At 72.7% G+C, this 14,424-nt stretch carries 10 protein-coding genes; 7 read left to right on the top strand and 3 right to left on the bottom strand.

All coding sequences use genetic code 11. The features are described 5' to 3' along the window. Positions 1 to 219 precede the first annotated feature (219 nt). On the top strand, positions 220 to 765 hold the full coding sequence (locus GA0070561_RS09270; RefSeq protein ID WP_091398357.1) for a YciI family protein: 546 nt from the start codon (positions 220 to 222) through the stop codon (positions 763 to 765). A gap of 65 nt (positions 766 to 830) precedes the next feature. Here the strand turns inward: GA0070561_RS09270 and GA0070561_RS09265 are convergent, their stop codons facing one another. After that, positions 831 to 3,074: an adenylate/guanylate cyclase domain-containing protein gene (locus tag GA0070561_RS09265; RefSeq protein ID WP_091398354.1), complete on the bottom strand. Its 2,244-nt coding sequence runs from the start codon at positions 3,072 to 3,074 to the stop codon at positions 831 to 833. A gap of 194 nt (positions 3,075 to 3,268) precedes the next feature. On the opposite strand from GA0070561_RS09265, the gene GA0070561_RS09260 reads away from it, so the two are divergent. From GA0070561_RS09260 to GA0070561_RS09240, 5 genes are all read left to right on the top strand, one after another. After that, entirely contained in the window at positions 3,269 to 6,166 is a 2,898-nt protein-coding gene (locus GA0070561_RS09260; RefSeq protein WP_091398352.1) for a helix-turn-helix transcriptional regulator, read from the top strand. 145 nt (positions 6,167 to 6,311) lie between these two features. Continuing rightward, the gene (locus GA0070561_RS09255) at positions 6,312 to 7,082 is read left to right on the top strand and encodes a DUF5995 family protein (RefSeq protein ID WP_091398349.1); all 771 of its coding nucleotides are present in this window, start codon (positions 6,312 to 6,314) and stop codon (positions 7,080 to 7,082) included. Positions 7,083 to 7,456: 374 nt separating this feature from the next. Next, positions 7,457 to 7,858, top strand: a complete 402-nt coding sequence (locus tag GA0070561_RS09250; protein ID WP_091398346.1) for a hypothetical protein — start codon at positions 7,457 to 7,459, stop codon at positions 7,856 to 7,858. An 87-nt stretch (positions 7,859 to 7,945) separates the two neighbouring features. After that, a complete protein-coding gene (locus tag GA0070561_RS09245; protein ID WP_091400088.1) occupies positions 7,946 to 10,042 on the top strand; it encodes an APC family permease in 2,097 nt (698 codons plus the stop codon). A gap of 174 nt (positions 10,043 to 10,216) precedes the next feature. Further along, positions 10,217 to 11,719, top strand: coding sequence for a right-handed parallel beta-helix repeat-containing protein (locus tag GA0070561_RS09240; RefSeq protein ID WP_091398343.1), 1,503 nt, complete (start codon positions 10,217 to 10,219; stop codon positions 11,717 to 11,719). A gap of 226 nt (positions 11,720 to 11,945) precedes the next feature. On the opposite strand, the gene GA0070561_RS09235 is transcribed toward GA0070561_RS09240, so the two are convergent. Both GA0070561_RS09235 and GA0070561_RS09230 read right to left on the bottom strand, forming a co-directional pair. Beyond that, a complete protein-coding gene (locus GA0070561_RS09235; protein ID WP_091398340.1) occupies positions 11,946 to 12,905 on the bottom strand; it encodes a TIGR03557 family F420-dependent LLM class oxidoreductase in 960 nt (319 codons plus the stop codon). 175 nt (positions 12,906 to 13,080) lie between these two features. After that, complete coding sequence (locus GA0070561_RS09230; RefSeq protein WP_091398338.1) at positions 13,081 to 13,962, bottom strand: NAD(P)-dependent oxidoreductase; 882 nt, start codon at positions 13,960 to 13,962, stop codon at positions 13,081 to 13,083. Positions 13,963 to 14,057: 95 nt separating this feature from the next. Here GA0070561_RS09230 and GA0070561_RS09225 point away from each other — a divergent pair, with 95 nt between their 5' ends. Further along, positions 14,058 to 14,420 carry a winged helix-turn-helix transcriptional regulator gene (locus tag GA0070561_RS09225; RefSeq protein ID WP_091398335.1) on the top strand — a complete coding sequence of 121 codons (363 nt, stop codon included), beginning with the start codon at positions 14,058 to 14,060 and terminating at the stop codon, positions 14,418 to 14,420. Positions 14,421 to 14,424 lie beyond the last annotated feature (4 nt).

Below are 14,424 nucleotides of genomic sequence, written 5' to 3'. Positions count from 1 at the left end.
CGGGCGGCGGCCCAGCAGCGCGCGGGGCTTGGAGACCCGGCCGGCGGCCATGATCAGCCGCATTCGTGCCCGTACGACGAGCTGACCGCCCGCTACCCGTGGCCCCGACGGCCTGCTCGCGCTGCCCACCGCGGCGCTGCTGGCCTCGGCGTCCGTACCGTAGCGGCCAGGGCGGCACCCGGCTCGCCTTCGATGCGGGGCATCCGGGGAGAATGCGGCGTGGAGTTTCTCTGTTACCACAGTGACCGGCCCGGCTCGGTGGCGTTGCGCGACGAGTTGCTGCCCGAGCACTGGTCCTACATGGACCGGTACGCGGCGGGAATGATCGCCCGTGGACCGACCTTCGTCGGGGACACGCCCACCGGCAGCGTGCACATCGTCGACGTGCCCGACCCGGCCGCCGCGCGGGCATTCGCGTTCGAGGAACCGAACTACCAGGCCGGCGTGTACCGGGACGTGCTGCTGCGTCGGTGGCGCAACACGCTGGGCCGCACCATGTGGGACTTCCCCGGCGGCCGGACCGGCGGCAACCGTTATCTGGTGCTCGGCCTCGGCGCCGGGCAGGCCGTCGACCTGGCCGTGCCGCCCGACCCGGACGAGCTGATCGCGTACGGGCCGCTGCTGGCCGACGACGGCGTCACCTGGCTCGGCACCGCCGCGCTGCTCCGGGCGCCGAACCCCGACGCGGCGCGCGCCATCCTCACGGTCGACCGGTACGCCGACATCGAGGTGCACAACTGGCAGTTCGGCGGGCGACCGTCCTGACCTTCCCCTGCTGACCACTCGTCGAGGGGCCGGTTCGGCTGCCGGGCATCAATTGATCATCGGAGTCAGGCGGAGGCGGGCAGGCCGTCCAGTGGGCGGATCAACGGTGGGCGGGGTATTGCCCGCACCACGCCCGGTGGAGTGCCGGCGTCGGCGAGTGTCCAGTGCACAGCCGAACTCGCCGGCGTGGGGCGGATCGGCGCTGCGGGCCGTCCGAGGTTCCGCAACGGGTTACCGCCCGCGCCGCGCGCAGGTCGGGACGCCACTGCGGCCGGCGTCGGCGGTACGTCGCCCGCCGAGGCGACGGCTCGGAGCCGGCGTGGGCCCGCCGTACGGTTGTCGTCGGGACCCGACGCGGCGGGACGGGTGGCCATCGTCGGGGTGGGGCTGCCTCGCCTCAGCGCGGTCGGGCCGGTGGCACCGCCCGGCCCTACCGTGGCCAGCGCCGCGAAGACGGCGTCGAGGCGGCCGGTCCGAGCGCCGACGGTGTCGAGCCGCACGATCTCCGCACTCCTCGCCGCCGAACCGTTGACCGCACCAGCGGGCGGGTTGGCGTCCCGGTGCACGGTGTCGAGGTGCGGCACACAGGCGGCCCGGCGTTGGAAGACGGCCCGTAGGGCGCGGGGCAACCGCTCGGCGGCGACCTGGCGCAGCGCCGGAGCGGCGAACGCGTACCCGTCGACGTGGTGGGGGAGCAGCAGCCCGCCGGCGACCAGCTTGCGGAGTGCGGGTGCGGACCGGCCGGGCGTCCAGCCGAGTGCCCGGTCCACGGTCGCCCCGGAGATCAGACCGCCGAGGGTGCCGGCGGCCATCAGCACCGCGCGCCGCTCACCGTCGAGGTGGTCCAGCTCCGCGCCGACGGCCCGGCGTACCGCCTCGGGCAGCGGGAGCGCCGCCGGGTCGGCGCCGTCCACCAGCGACGTGACGTACGCCGCCGCGTGCCCGGGGCGGCCTCCCACCAGCGGCAGCAGCCGGTCGACCAGGGCCACCGGCTGCCCGGCCCGGGTGAGCAGGTGGCGCAGCAGCCGTCCGGACTGCACCGTGGCCAGTGGTCCGATCGTCATCTGGCGGGCCGGACCGGGCCGGGTGTCGGCCCACTGCGGCTGGTGCACGGTGAGCAGGGCCAGCGGCAGTCCGCGCTCCGTCGCCGCGCCGAACAGCGCGTGCAGGAAGCGGCTCACCGCGGGCGCGGCCCGGTCCAGGTCGTCGACGGCCACGATCAGCGGCCGGTGGGCGGCCAGCCGCAGCAGGACCTCGCGGCAGATCGCCGCGCCGGCGAGAGCGGCGGCCGAGCCGTCCGGGGTGGTCAGCATCCGCTGGAGCGCCGGGACCGCTGTGGCCACCCGGGTCGGCGGAAACAGCGGCGTCAGGGCGGTGACGAGCCGGTCGTGGACCGCCGCCGGGCCGTCGCTGTGCCGGATCCCGGCGAGGCCGCGGAGCAGGTGCGCGACCGGCGCCAACACCTGATCGGGGTACGGCTGACAGGTCCCCACGCACCAGCGGACCGGCAATCCGTCCACCGTGGTCAGCCCACGGGTCAGCTCGTGCAGCAGCCGGCTGCGGCCACTGCCGGTGGGACCGACCAGTGAGATCCAACGTGGCGTCCGGTTTCGGATGGCCGCGCCCAACTGGTCGCGGATGGTGGCCAGTTCGCGGCGTCGACCGATCAACGGGCCGTCGTGCCGGTCGGCGCCGGGGCGTACCGGACCGACGGCGTGCCAGACCGGCACCGGCGGCACCCGGCCGGCGACCGGCACCGGCGTCAGCTGACGTTGGGTGATCAGGCCGGCGGTGGCCCGCGCGGTGGCCGCGCAGAGCGCGACGGCACCGGGTGCGGCGTACTCCTGCAGGCGGGCCGCGGTGGTGATCACCGCGCCGCTGGCCACGCCGTGCCCACCGGTGACGACGTCGCCCAGGTCGACCACGACCTCGCCGGTGGCGACACCGACCCGGACGCGCAGCCTGATGCCGTCGACCATGGGCCGTCGGTCCAGCGCGGCCTGGATCTCGAGCCCGGCGCGCACCGCCCGGTACGCGTCGAAGCCGTCAGAGTGCCGAGCGCCGAAGAGCGCCATCACGGCGTCGCCGACGTACTTCTCCACCACCCCGTGCCAGCGGTGCAGCACACCTGCGACGGTGTCGAAGTAGGCCCGCTGCAACGCTCGGACGTCCTCGGGGTCGAGCCGGTCCACCAGGGCCGTGGAGCCGACGATGTCCGCGAAGAGGACGGTGACGACGCGCCTCTCCTGAGGTACCGGCCAGAGCGGGGTGACGGTCCGTTGCGTGTCGACGATGATGCTGGTGGTCATGGGTGTCGCACCGGCCTTTCTCCCCGCTGTTGCCTGATCACCTCCGGAGATTGGCATTCCTGGGCCGACGGGGGATCTGCCGAACGACGTATGTCGGCCACCTGCAACCTTTAGTCGCAAAGTCGACGCGAGGAGTACCACAAGCGGCGGGCGGACGTAGAACGGTATGGGGCCCTGTGATTAGGCTGCGGGGCATGGCCAGCGATGTGGACACCGCACCGCTCGTGGGCCGAGCCGAGCTGGTGCAGACGGTTCGGTCCGCGTTGCTCGGTGACGCCGCGCACGGGCAGACCGCGGCGGTCTTCCTGACCGGCGAGAGCGGTGTGGGAAAGACCCGGCTGTTGGGCGAGATCGGCGACCGTCTACGGGACCGGGGCGCCGTGGTGCTCACCGGCAGCTGCCTGGACATCGGCGACGCCTCCCCGCTGCACCCGCTGTTGCAGGCGCTGCGCCGGTTCGACACCGAGGTGTCCACCTCGCCCGCCCGCACCTCCTCGGCGGTGCGGGGGCTGCTGCAGATGTTCGCCGACGAGACCGCCGGCCCGGACGGCGCTGGCGCGTTGCTGGAGCGGGTCTCCCGTGGCCTGCACCTGATCGCCGAGGGTCGCCCGCTGGTGCTGATCCTCGACGACCTCCAGTGGGTCGACCGCAGCACCCGGCAGCTCCTGCTCTATCTCCTCGCCGGCCTGGGTGATCTCCAGCTGTCGGTGCTGGCGGCGGTGCGTGCCGAGTCGTTGCAGGGCGCGCACCCGCTGCGCCGGGTGCTCACCGAGCTTCGTCGACTCCGCACGGTGCGGGTGCTCGACCTGGCGCCGCTGGGCCGGGCCGACACCGAGACACTGGCCGCCGCGGTGGTCGGCCGGACGCTGACCGCCGACGCGGCCGAGCAGGTCTGGCAGCGCAGCGGCGGCAACCCGTTCGTCATCGAGGAGCTGGCCCGGGATCTGCGCGACGGCCGCGACGGCCTGTCCGAGACGCTGCGGGAGATCTTCCTCGACCGGGTCGACGCGCTGCCCCAGCACGCGCACGCCGTGGTGCACGCGGTGGCCGCCGGGGTCGAGCCGGTGCAGCACTGGCTGCTGGCCGAGGTGCTGCGGATGCCGGAGGACGAGCTGATCGCCGCGGCCCGGGCCGCGGTGGCGCACCGGCTGCTGGTCGGCGCCGACGAGGGCTACCGGCTGCGGCACCGCCTCGTGGCCGAGGTGCTGGCGCACGAGCTGCTGCCGGCCGAGCGCTCCGGGCTGCACCGCCGCTACGCCGAGGCGCTGACCACCGCGCCGGGTGAACTGCACCAGGCCCGGCTGGCGCACCACTGGCGGCTGGCCGGCGAGCCGGCGCGCGCCCTGCCGGCGGCGGTGGCCGCCGCCCAGGAGGCCGAGCGGCTGCACGGTTACGCCGAGGCGCACCGGCACTGGTCGGCGGCGTTGCAGTTGGCCGCCGAGCCGGGCCCACTGACAGTGGACCGGGTCGAGCTGCTCGAGAACGCCGCCGAGGCGGCCCACCACTGTGGGGAGCACGCCCGCGCGTTGGCCCTGCTGGAGGAGTTGGCCACGCTGCGGGGTGGTGAGCCGAGCTGCGCGCTGCACATCCGCCGGGCCCGTTACCTGGCCGCCGCCGGTCGCTCCGCGCTGGCCGAGGAGGAATACCAGCGGGCGCTGAAGGCGGAGGACTGCTCCCCGCGGGACCGGGCCAGTGCCGCTGCCCGCCTGGCCGAGCTGCTGCTGCACCTGGGTCGCTACGCCGACGCCGGTGAGCGGGCCCGGGAGGCGTTGGCGTTGGCCGAGAACGTGGAAGGCTCGGCCACCGAGGTGGTGCTGGCCAGTTCGGCGTTGGGCTTCAGCGACGCCTGTCTGGAAGACCCGGACGCCGGTCTGGCGGTCATGCGCGACGCCCTCGACACCGCCGAGCGTGCCGGCCAGCCCGAGGACGTGGCCTGCGCGTACCTGCACCTGGCGGAGCTGCTGACCGGGCCGCTGAACGTCCTCGAAGAGGGCGTGGTGGTGGCCCGGCGGGGCGCCGAACGGGTGGCCGAGCTGGGGCTGGGCCGCACCTGGGGCACCCGGCTGCTGGCCATCGCCATCAACGGGCTCTTCCGGGTGGGCCAGTGGGCCGAGGCGGAGAAGGTGGTGGCCGCGGCCCTGCGGCACCGACCGTCCGGTGCGGACGCCGTGGAGCTGCTGTTGGCCCGGTGCCGGCTGTCGGTGGGCTACGGCGACATCGAGGCCGCCGGTCGGGACCTCGACGCGGTGGCGACCCTGCTCGCCGGCGGCGGGGCGCGACACGTCATTCCGCTGCTCACCCTGCGTTCCGGGCTGGCCATGTGGGAGGGCCGGCACGACGTGGCCCGCCAGGCGGTGCAGCGCGGTCTCACCGAGAGCCGTTCCGACGACGTGATGATCCTCTCCGCCCTGGTCTGGCACGGCCTGCGCGCCGAGGCGGAGGCGCACGCCAGCCGCACGGTGGAGGTGGACCCGACGGCGGTGCGCCGGCTGCGGGACGTGGCCGAGCGGGTGGCCCGCAAGAGCGCCGGGGCCGCCCGGCCGGTGCGCTCGGTGGTGGAGGGCTTCCTGGCGCTGTGCGCCGCCGAGGTGAGCCGCCTCGACGGCAGCGATCCGGAGCTGTGGGCCGCGTCGGCGGCCGAGTGGGACCGACGCAATCACCCCTATCCGGCGGCCTACTCGCGGCTGCGGCAGGCCGAGGCGCTGCTGGCTCGGCGCAGCCGGGTGGCCACCGCCGGCAAGCTCCTGCGGGAGGCGTACCGGGTGGCACAGGGGTTGGGCGCGGTGCCCCTGACCTCGGAGATCCGCGAGCTGGCCGGGCGGGCCCGGGTGTCGCTGGACGAGCGGGACAGCACGACCGGCACGCGCGGCGTCCCGGTCGAGGCGTCCGACGACGAGTTGGCGGCGCTCACCGCCCGGGAGCGGGAAGTGCTCGCCCTGGTCGCCGAGGGGTTGACCAACAGGGAGATCGGGCAGCGGCTCTTCATCAGCGAGCGAACCATCGGGGTGCACGTGTCGCACATCTTCGACAAGCTCCAGGTCCGTACCCGCGTGCAGGCCAGCGCGATCCAGTTGCGCAACCAACGGAGCTGACCGACCCGACCACTGACGTACGTATCCCGGCGCGTGTGCGCGCCGGGATACGTCGTTTTACTGATCCGGTGGCCCGGTGTCGGCTGAGAGGCTGGGCCGCGTCGACGACGGCACGGGGGATGCCGCCGACCACAATGGAGGAGAAATGATCGAACCGGTCTGGGGGCCCGTGCACCGGGACATCGTCGACCTGCTCGCCGATCACCCCGCGGACGTGCCGGCCGTGGTCGATCATCTGACCAAGCTCCAGGACATGCTGGTCCGGTTGCCACCGTTGGAAGCCAGTTGCCCCCTCGCTGACTTCAACAAGCTCTACCTGACCATCACCAGCAGTGTGCTGGACGGGCTGTACGACGACCGTTTCATCGATCCGGTCTTCCTCTCCCGGCTCGACGTCGAGTTCGCCGCCCGGTACTTCGACGCGATGCGGCTGTGGACCGACTCCAGCCCCGGCACCCCGAAGGCGTGGTCGTGCCTCTTCGAGCGGATGCGGGGGCCGGATGCCCGCCCGCTGCCGTCGGCGGCGGCCGGGGTGAACGCGCACATCAACTTCGACCTGCCGTTCGCCCTGGTGACCACGTTTGACCACCTGGAGTCGGAGCCGGTCGACGGTAGCGACCAGCACCACGACTACCTCGAGATCAACAACATCTTCGCGGACAAGATCCCCGGCCTGCGCCGGGGCTACCTGGAGCGGTGGCAACTGCTCATCGACATGCTCAATGGCGACATCGACGACTGGTACCAGGGGGAACTGGTCGAGTACACCCGCGATGTCGCCTGGCGTAACGCCCAGAAGATCTGGCGGTGCCGGCACGATCCGGACGCCCGCGAGTGTGAGCGCACACGGTTGGACGACAACGCCGCGGCGCTCGGCCGGTTGCTGCTCTCGCCCCTCGGGGCGTTCCTGCAGTAGCCGGGACGGGGGGCCCCCGCGCTCCGCCCCGTGGGGGGCGGCGGAGCGCGGGGGCGCGTCCCACCAGTTCCACCCCGCGTGGCCGCCCGAGGTCGGGTCAGTCACGCAGGGGACAGCCGGTCGGCCCGGGGGGTGTCGACCGTCTGCCACCGTCGGCCGGCCCGGGGGGTGCCGGCCGACGGTGGGGGAGCGCCGAACGGGGGGTACGTCGACGGCGTTCGGATCCGGGGGTGTCGGCGGGCTCGGATCGGGTACGCCCGCGCCATGACCGTCCTGGCCCGGCGCCGGCCCGCCGCCCGCCCCCGGCCCGCGCGGCCCGGCCCCCTGCGGCCGGGCGGCCCGGTGTCGCGACCCACCGCTCGGCCCGGCGCCCGATGACCGGCGTCGTGGCCCGGTTCCCGTTCCGCTTCGACCCGGTGTTCCGCCCGATGCTGGCGCTGCTGGGGGTCCGTCCGGCGACCGCCTGGGTCGTCGTCACCGAACGGGACCTGATGATCCGGTACGGCCCGTGGCGGCTGCGGACAGACCGGGACAACGTCACCGCCGTCGAACTGAGCGGGCCGTACCGCTGGTGGCGGGCGATCGGCCCGCACCTGTCGCTGGCCGACGGCGGCGCGACCTTCGGCAGCACTGCGGCCGGCGGGATCTGCCTGCGCTTCGGCGTACCGGTGCCGGCGCTGGTGCCCGGGGTGCGGCCCCGGCACCCGGCGGCCACGGTGACGATCGCCGACCCACCCGCGCTGGCCCGGCTGCTCGCCGTCACGGACCTGTCCTGAGCAGCCCGAACAGGTGCCCGGTTCCGCCGATCGGGCGCCGGGGCACCGCCTACCGTCAGATCAGGACCTGTGAGGGTGGGACTGGCGATGGCTGACGAGCACCAGGCGAAACCACGGCGCTGGAACGGGCGGCGCCACACGCCGAGCGGGCCGGACCCTGCGCTGCGGGCGGCCCGCGATCCAGCCCGCCCACACCGGGGCGGCCGGCAGGGCGTCGTGGTGCCCGAACGCGTGGCCACTCCGGCCCGCTCGGCGCCGCCGGCCAGCCCGCTGCGTCGGTGGCTCTTTCAGCACCAGGTGCAGCCGCCCGGCCCCGAGGCGACCGAGGGACAGAACCGCCGGCACGCCTGGTGGCAGGTGATGTGCCTGACCGGCGTCGACTACTTCTCCACGCTGTCGTACCTGCCGGGCATCGCGGCGGTGGCGGCCGGGGCGCTCTCCCCGCTGGCGACCCTGTTGATCGTCGTGCTCACCCTGTTCGGCATGCTGCCGATGTACCGGCGGGTGGCCCACGAGAGCCCGCACGGTCAGGGTTCGGTGGCGATGTTGGAGCGGTTGTTGCCGTTCTGGCGGGGCAAGATCTTCGTCCTCGTGCTGCTCGGCTTCGTGGCCACCTCCTGGATCATCACGATCACCCTCTCCTCGGCCGACGCCACCGTGCACCTGCTGGAGAACCCGTACCTGCCGGACGTCCTGCACGGGTCGCTGGTGCCGGTCGTGGTGACGGTGGTGCTGCTGCTCATCCTCGGCGGGGTGTTCCTGCTCGGGTTCCGCGAGGCGGTGGTCGTGGCCATCCCGCTGGTCGCGGTCTTCCTGGTGCTCAACGCCGTGATCGTCGTGGTCGCGGTGGCCCGGATCGTCGAGGACCCGGGCATCGTGTCGAACTGGACGGCCGCGGTGACCTCGACCGGTGGCGGTCCGGGCCAGGTGCTGTTCACCGCCGTGTTGGCGTTCCCGCTGCTGGTGCTGGGGCTGTCCGGTTTCGAGACCGGGGTCAGCATGATGCCCCTGGTGGCGGCCGACGGCCCGGACAAGCAGGCCCGGCTCGCCGCCCGGGTCCGCAACACACGTCGGCTGCTCACCACCGCCGCGTTGATCATGTCCGTGTACCTGATCTCGACGACCTTCGTGACCACTGCGCTCATCCCAGCGGAGGAGTTCCGGCCGGGCGGCGGCGCGAACGGGCGGGCGCTGGCGTTTCTGGCGCACGCCTACCTGGGGGAGGTGTTCGGCAGCGTCTACGACGTGAGCAGCGTGCTCATCCTCTGGTTCGCCGGCGCCTCGGCGATGGCCGGGCTGATCAACATCGTGCCGCGCTACCTGCCGTCGTACGGCATGGCGCCGGAGTGGGCGCGGGCGGTACGCCCCGTGGTGATCGTCTACACGGTCGTCAGCGTCGCCATCACGATCGCCTTCCGCGCCGACGTCAACGCCCAGGCCGGGGCGTACGCCACCGGGATCCTGGCCATGATGGTCTCCGGGGCGGTGGCGGTGACGATCTCCGCGGCCCGTCATCACCGGCGTGGCTCCGCGATCGGCTTCACCGTGCTGACCCTGGTGCTGCTGTACGCGCTGCTGGAGAACGTCATCGAACAGCCGGACGGCATCACGATCTCCGCGCTGTTCATCCTCGGCATCATCGTGGTCTCGTTGGTCTCCCGGGTCACCCGTACCACCGAGCTGCGCGCCGAGCGGATCGAGTTCGACGAGGCGGCCCGCCGGTTCATCACCGAGTCGCTGGCGCACGACGGGCAGCTGCACCTGATCGCGAACAAGCGGCAGAAGGGGTCGGTGAAGGAGTACACGCTCAAGGAGCGGGCGCAGCGCGGGATGAATCCGGTGCCCGGGGCCGCGGACGTGCTGTTCCTGGAGATCGATGTGGTCGATCCGTCGGAGTTCAGTCAGGTGCTGCGCGTGCACGGGATCGAGGTGGGGGGCTACCGGGTGCTGCGGGCCAACAGCCCGGCCGCGCCGAACGCGATCGCCGCGATCCTGCTGGCCCTGCGGGACGCCACCGGGGTCCGGCCGCACGCGCACTTCGAATGGTCGGAGGGCAGCCCGATCGCGCACCTGGCGCGCTACCTCATCCTGGGCCGGGGGGACACCCCGCCGGTGGTGCGGGAGATCATCCGCCGGACCGAACGCGACCCGCTGCGTCGACCCGGCATCCACGTCGGCGGGTGATCTCGATGCCGCCCTGGCAGCTTTGAAGATGAAAGAGGGCACTATTCACGTTCACACCTTCCTGTCCGTATTGCGGACCTATCGTGACGTTTGGTAGCCGGCGAACACGTCGAGCCCCCCGCGCCCGAATCGGCGCGCGGCCACGTCACGTACGCAGGAAGGTAGGCACCGTTGATGTCCACGTACCGAGAGGGAGACCGCGCGACCCGACCCAGACGGCGGTCCCGATGGTTCTTAGCCAGCGGCTTGCTGGCGGGGAGCCTGGTCGTGGGAGCGGCCGGAGCGGCCGCCGCCGCCGACCGCGCCCTCACCCTCCCCGGTCTGGCCCGGCTGACCCCGGCAGCCGACGACGACCGCCGCGACGACGACCGGCGGGGTCCGCAGCCCGGCCAGGACGACGCGGAGCGGGCCCGCCCGACCACCCCGGGCACCGGCAAGCGGGGCGTGGTTTCGGTGCCGTGCGACGCCGCGAAGCTGGTGGCGGCGCTGGTGGCGGCCAACGCCGAGGGCGGCGGCGAACTTCGGCTCGCGCCCAAGTGCCGTTACACCCTCACCGAGGCGTTCCACGAGACCGACCAGTACGACGGCGGGATCCGTGACGCCCGGGAGGCCGCCGACGCCGCGGAGACACCCGGCGACGCCGAGGCGCCGCCGCACAACCCGGCCGACGACACCGCTGGCCTGCCGGTGATCTACCAGCCGATCACGATCGACGGCGCGGGCGCCACCATCGCCCGGGCCGCCCAGGCCGCCTCGTTCCGCTTCTTCACCGTCCGCGACGGCGGCGAGCTGACCCTTCGCGACGTGGAACTGCACAACGGCCGCTCGGCCATCGAGGGCGGCAGCGTGCACGTGGTGCACGGCGCCACCGCCGTGGTCGAACGGGTCACCGTCACGCAGAGCACCTCGCTGTCGCCCGAGGGGGGCGGCGGCGGCATCTTCAACGACGGCAACATGGTGGTCACCGACTCCACGTTCGTCGGCAACAGCGCCTCCGGCGCCGCGGGCAAGGGCGGGGGCCTGCTCAACGGCGGCGTGCTGACGCTGAAGCGCTCGGAGTTCCACCGCAACAGCGCCAACGCCTACGGCGGCGGGCTGGGCAACTACCGTGGTGCCGCCGAGGTGGAGAGCGTCTCCTTCACCCAGAACAGCGCCGCCCAGGGTGGCGGCCTGGCCAGCTTCTCGGCCCGGACGAAGGTCTCCGACACCGAGCTGCTGAACAACACCGCGCAGGTCGGCGGCGGTGCCGCCAACTCCGACGCGGTGCTGGTGATGCGCACGATGACCATCCGCGGCAACACGTCCACCGTCAACGGCGGCGGCGTCTCGACAGTGAAGGGCCTGACGCCGATCGACGACAGCGTGATCGACGGCAACACCACCCACGGCCTCGGAGCCGGCATCTACGCCGAGAAGGCGAACCTGCTGGTCCGCGGCAGCGACGTGACCCGTAACGAGGCTGTCGGCGCCGCGTCCCAGGGCGGCGGCATCTACGCCAGCGCGGGCTCGGTGGCGATCTACACCAGCAAGGTCACCCACAACGCGTCGACGGTGAAGCCCGGCGGCATCTTCGGCATGCACGCCCAGGTCAAGATCGACGATGAGAGCGTGGTGGTCGAGAACGAGCCGACCAACTGCGAGGGCAGCCAGGTGCCGATCGCGCACTGCTTCCGCTGAACACACCCGCGCATCCATCCCGAGTGCACCGCCCGTCCGGACGATCGTCCGGACGGGCGGTGGCCGTCGTCACGGGACGAAGATCGCTGTGTATCGAGCGAGAGGACCGCGCCGATCTTGCAGTTTCCGTTGGCGACATGGGCGGATGTGCCCCTTGTGTCAGGGCAGAAAGCGCAAGATCGCGGAGCAGCTTCCTGCTCTTCATCACCTGATTAAGAAGCTGGCGTCATCCCATCGCCCGCAGACGGCCGGAGAGGTCGCCGGCGAAGAAGTCGAGGAAGCCGTCCGGGTCGGGGCCGGCGTTCTGCAGGACGATGTGGTCGAAGCCGGCCTCGACGTACGACCGGACCTTGGCGACGTGCGGTTCCGGGTCCGGGCCGATGGCGAAGAGCTGCCGGATGTGCTTCTCCTCGACGTACGCGCTGGCCGCGTCGAAGTTGACCGGGTTCGGCAGTTCGCTCATCACCTTCCAGCCGGTGACCATCCATCGGCTCGTCTGCAACACCGCCTGCACCGCCTGTTGCTCGTCGGTGGCCCAGGCCAGGGGCACCTCGGCGTAGCGCGGGCCCGCACCCTGGGCGCGGCGGTAGTGCTCGACGATCGACGCGTCCGGCTCGGTGGCGAACAGGCCGTCGCCCAACTCGGCGGCGAGCCGCGCCGACGCTTCACCGCTGGCCGCCACCGCGATCACGGGCAGCGTGTCCGGCAGGTCGAAGATCCGGGCGTCCTCCAGTTGCAGGTGCCGGCCCTCGTACGACTGGTAGCCGCCCTGCCAGAGCAGCCGGATGATCTCCAGCGCCTCGCGTAGTCGCTCGTGTCGCCCCCGCACGCTGGGAAAGCCCTGCCCGACCACGTGCTCGTTGAGCCGCTCTCCGGCGCCCACCCCGAGGGTGAACCGGCCGTCGGAGATCAGCGCCATGGTCGCCGCGGCCTGCGCGATGATCGCCGGGTGGTAACGGACGGTCGGGCAGGTGACCCCGGTGGCCAGGCGCAGGGTGCTGGTCTTGGCCGCGATGGCACCGAGCACGCTCCAGGTGAAGGACGAGTGCCCCTGAGTGTCCAGCCACGGGTGGAAGTGGTCGCTCATCTCGACGAAGTCGAAGCCGGCCCGCTCGGCCAGGACGGCCTGCCGGATGATCTCCTGCGGGCCGTACCCCTCCGAGGCCAGCTTGTAGCCGATCTGCATGCCCACACTCCCGATCCCGTTCGCTGACTGAGGCATCGGCGGTTCCCGGCCCCGGCGCGGACAAACGCTCCGAGCTGCAAACCAGCTTCCTAGGATGCCTTAGGCGGTGTGCGGTCCGCGACGTCACACGCCAACGACCGCCTTCACCACGGGCCAGCGTCAGCTCGGCCCGCCGTCACCGCACCAGCAGATCGATGACGCCCGTCAGGTCCTCCTCGCCGCCGCCCTCTGCCAGGCGGCGGCGCATCAGATCGAAGTAGGGGCTGAGCAGTTCGGGGCTGACGCCCTGCTGCTCGGCGGTGCGCAGAAAGGTCGGCGTGCCGGATACCTGCATGGCGAGAGTGGAGACGACCCCCGTTGTGTAGTCCCCGCTGCGCAGATGGTCGGCGGTCTGGTGAACCGCCGGGATCATCGCGCCGAGCCAGTCGGCGAGCAGTGGGGCGAGGGCCGCCGGATCGATGTCCTCCCGCCGGATCAGGGCGAAGGCGTGCGCGGCCCCGGCGAACATCCCGTACATAGCGCTGAGCAGGGCCACGTCGTGCAGGGCCGCGAACCCCGCGTCCTCGCCGACGTAGGTGGTGCCGACCGGGACGCCCAACGTCTCCCGGTGCCGTTCGAACAGCGCTCGCGAGCCGCTGTAGAAGACGTAGCCGCCGGCCTCCGGGACGCCGACCATCGGCGGGACAGCCATGATTCCACCGTCCAGGTAGCGCGCGCCGCGTCGGCGGGCCCATGCCGCGCGGGCGCGGGCCTGGGCAGGGGTGCTGGTGGTCAGGTTGACCAGATCCCGGTCGACCAGGTCCACGCCGGCCAGCACCTGGTCGACCGAGCTGTCGTCCAACAGGCAGACGACGACGAGGGCGCTCGCCGCCACGGCCTGAGCGGCGCTGCCGGCGACCCTCGCGCCTTCGGGCGCGAGCGCCGCAGCGCGGGCCGGGGTGCGGTTCCAGACGGTGAGCGGGTGGCCGGCGGCAAGCCAGGCGCGGGCCAGCGCGGTACCCATCGCGCCGAGCCCCAGCATCGTGACGGAGGACTTCTCCACAGTGTTCGGTTCCATGCCGATTAGGCTGGGCGTCGGCCCCCAGCTGATCAAGTACGCACTTCGGAGTGCGTGGTTACCCCGGGGTGAGCGAGCACGTCGGAGGGGTGGGTATGGCGACGGTGAACCGGCCGGGCACCGCGGATGGACACGCCTGCGGTATCGACACCGCGATGGAGGTGATCGGCGGCAGGTGGAAGGTGTTGATCCTCTGGGCGCTGCACGAGTACCCCTCGCGTCGCTTCGGCGAGCTGCGTCGACTGCTTCCGGGGATCACTGAGAAGGTGCTGGCCTCCCACCTGCGGGAGATGGAGGCGGACGGCGTCGTGCGCCGCGTCTCCCACGACGAGGTGCCGCCCCGCGTCGAGTACTCGCTGACCGAGGACGGCACGCGCCTCAACGACGCCCTCGAGCCGCTGGCCGCCTGGGGACGCGACAGGTCGACCGGTCCACGGTTGGGGGAGGAGCCGAGTTAGTGCT

It is taken from the genome of Micromonospora saelicesensis (assembly GCF_900091575.1).
GTDB classification, from domain to species: Bacteria; Actinomycetota; Actinomycetes; order Mycobacteriales; family Micromonosporaceae; genus Micromonospora; species Micromonospora saelicesensis.
This window is presented reverse-complemented; position numbering and strand designations above follow the sequence as displayed.

Coding starts and splice junctions, on each gene's coding strand:
- GA0070561_RS09265 (WP_091398354.1), bottom strand. CDS start 3,074: ATGACCACCAGCATCATCGTCGACACGCAACGGACCGTCACCCCGCTC.
- GA0070561_RS09260 (WP_091398352.1), top strand. CDS start 3,269: ATGGCCAGCGATGTGGACACCGCACCGCTCGTGGGCCGAGCCGAGCTG.
- GA0070561_RS09255 (WP_091398349.1), top strand. CDS start 6,312: ATGATCGAACCGGTCTGGGGGCCCGTGCACCGGGACATCGTCGACCTG.
- GA0070561_RS09250 (WP_091398346.1), top strand. CDS start 7,457: ATGACCGGCGTCGTGGCCCGGTTCCCGTTCCGCTTCGACCCGGTGTTC.
- GA0070561_RS09245 (WP_091400088.1), top strand. CDS start 7,946: ATGGCTGACGAGCACCAGGCGAAACCACGGCGCTGGAACGGGCGGCGC.
- GA0070561_RS09240 (WP_091398343.1), top strand. CDS start 10,217: ATGTCCACGTACCGAGAGGGAGACCGCGCGACCCGACCCAGACGGCGG.
- GA0070561_RS09235 (WP_091398340.1), bottom strand. CDS start 12,905: ATGCAGATCGGCTACAAGCTGGCCTCGGAGGGGTACGGCCCGCAGGAG.
- GA0070561_RS09230 (WP_091398338.1), bottom strand. CDS start 13,962: ATGGAACCGAACACTGTGGAGAAGTCCTCCGTCACGATGCTGGGGCTC.
- GA0070561_RS09225 (WP_091398335.1), top strand. CDS start 14,058: ATGGCGACGGTGAACCGGCCGGGCACCGCGGATGGACACGCCTGCGGT.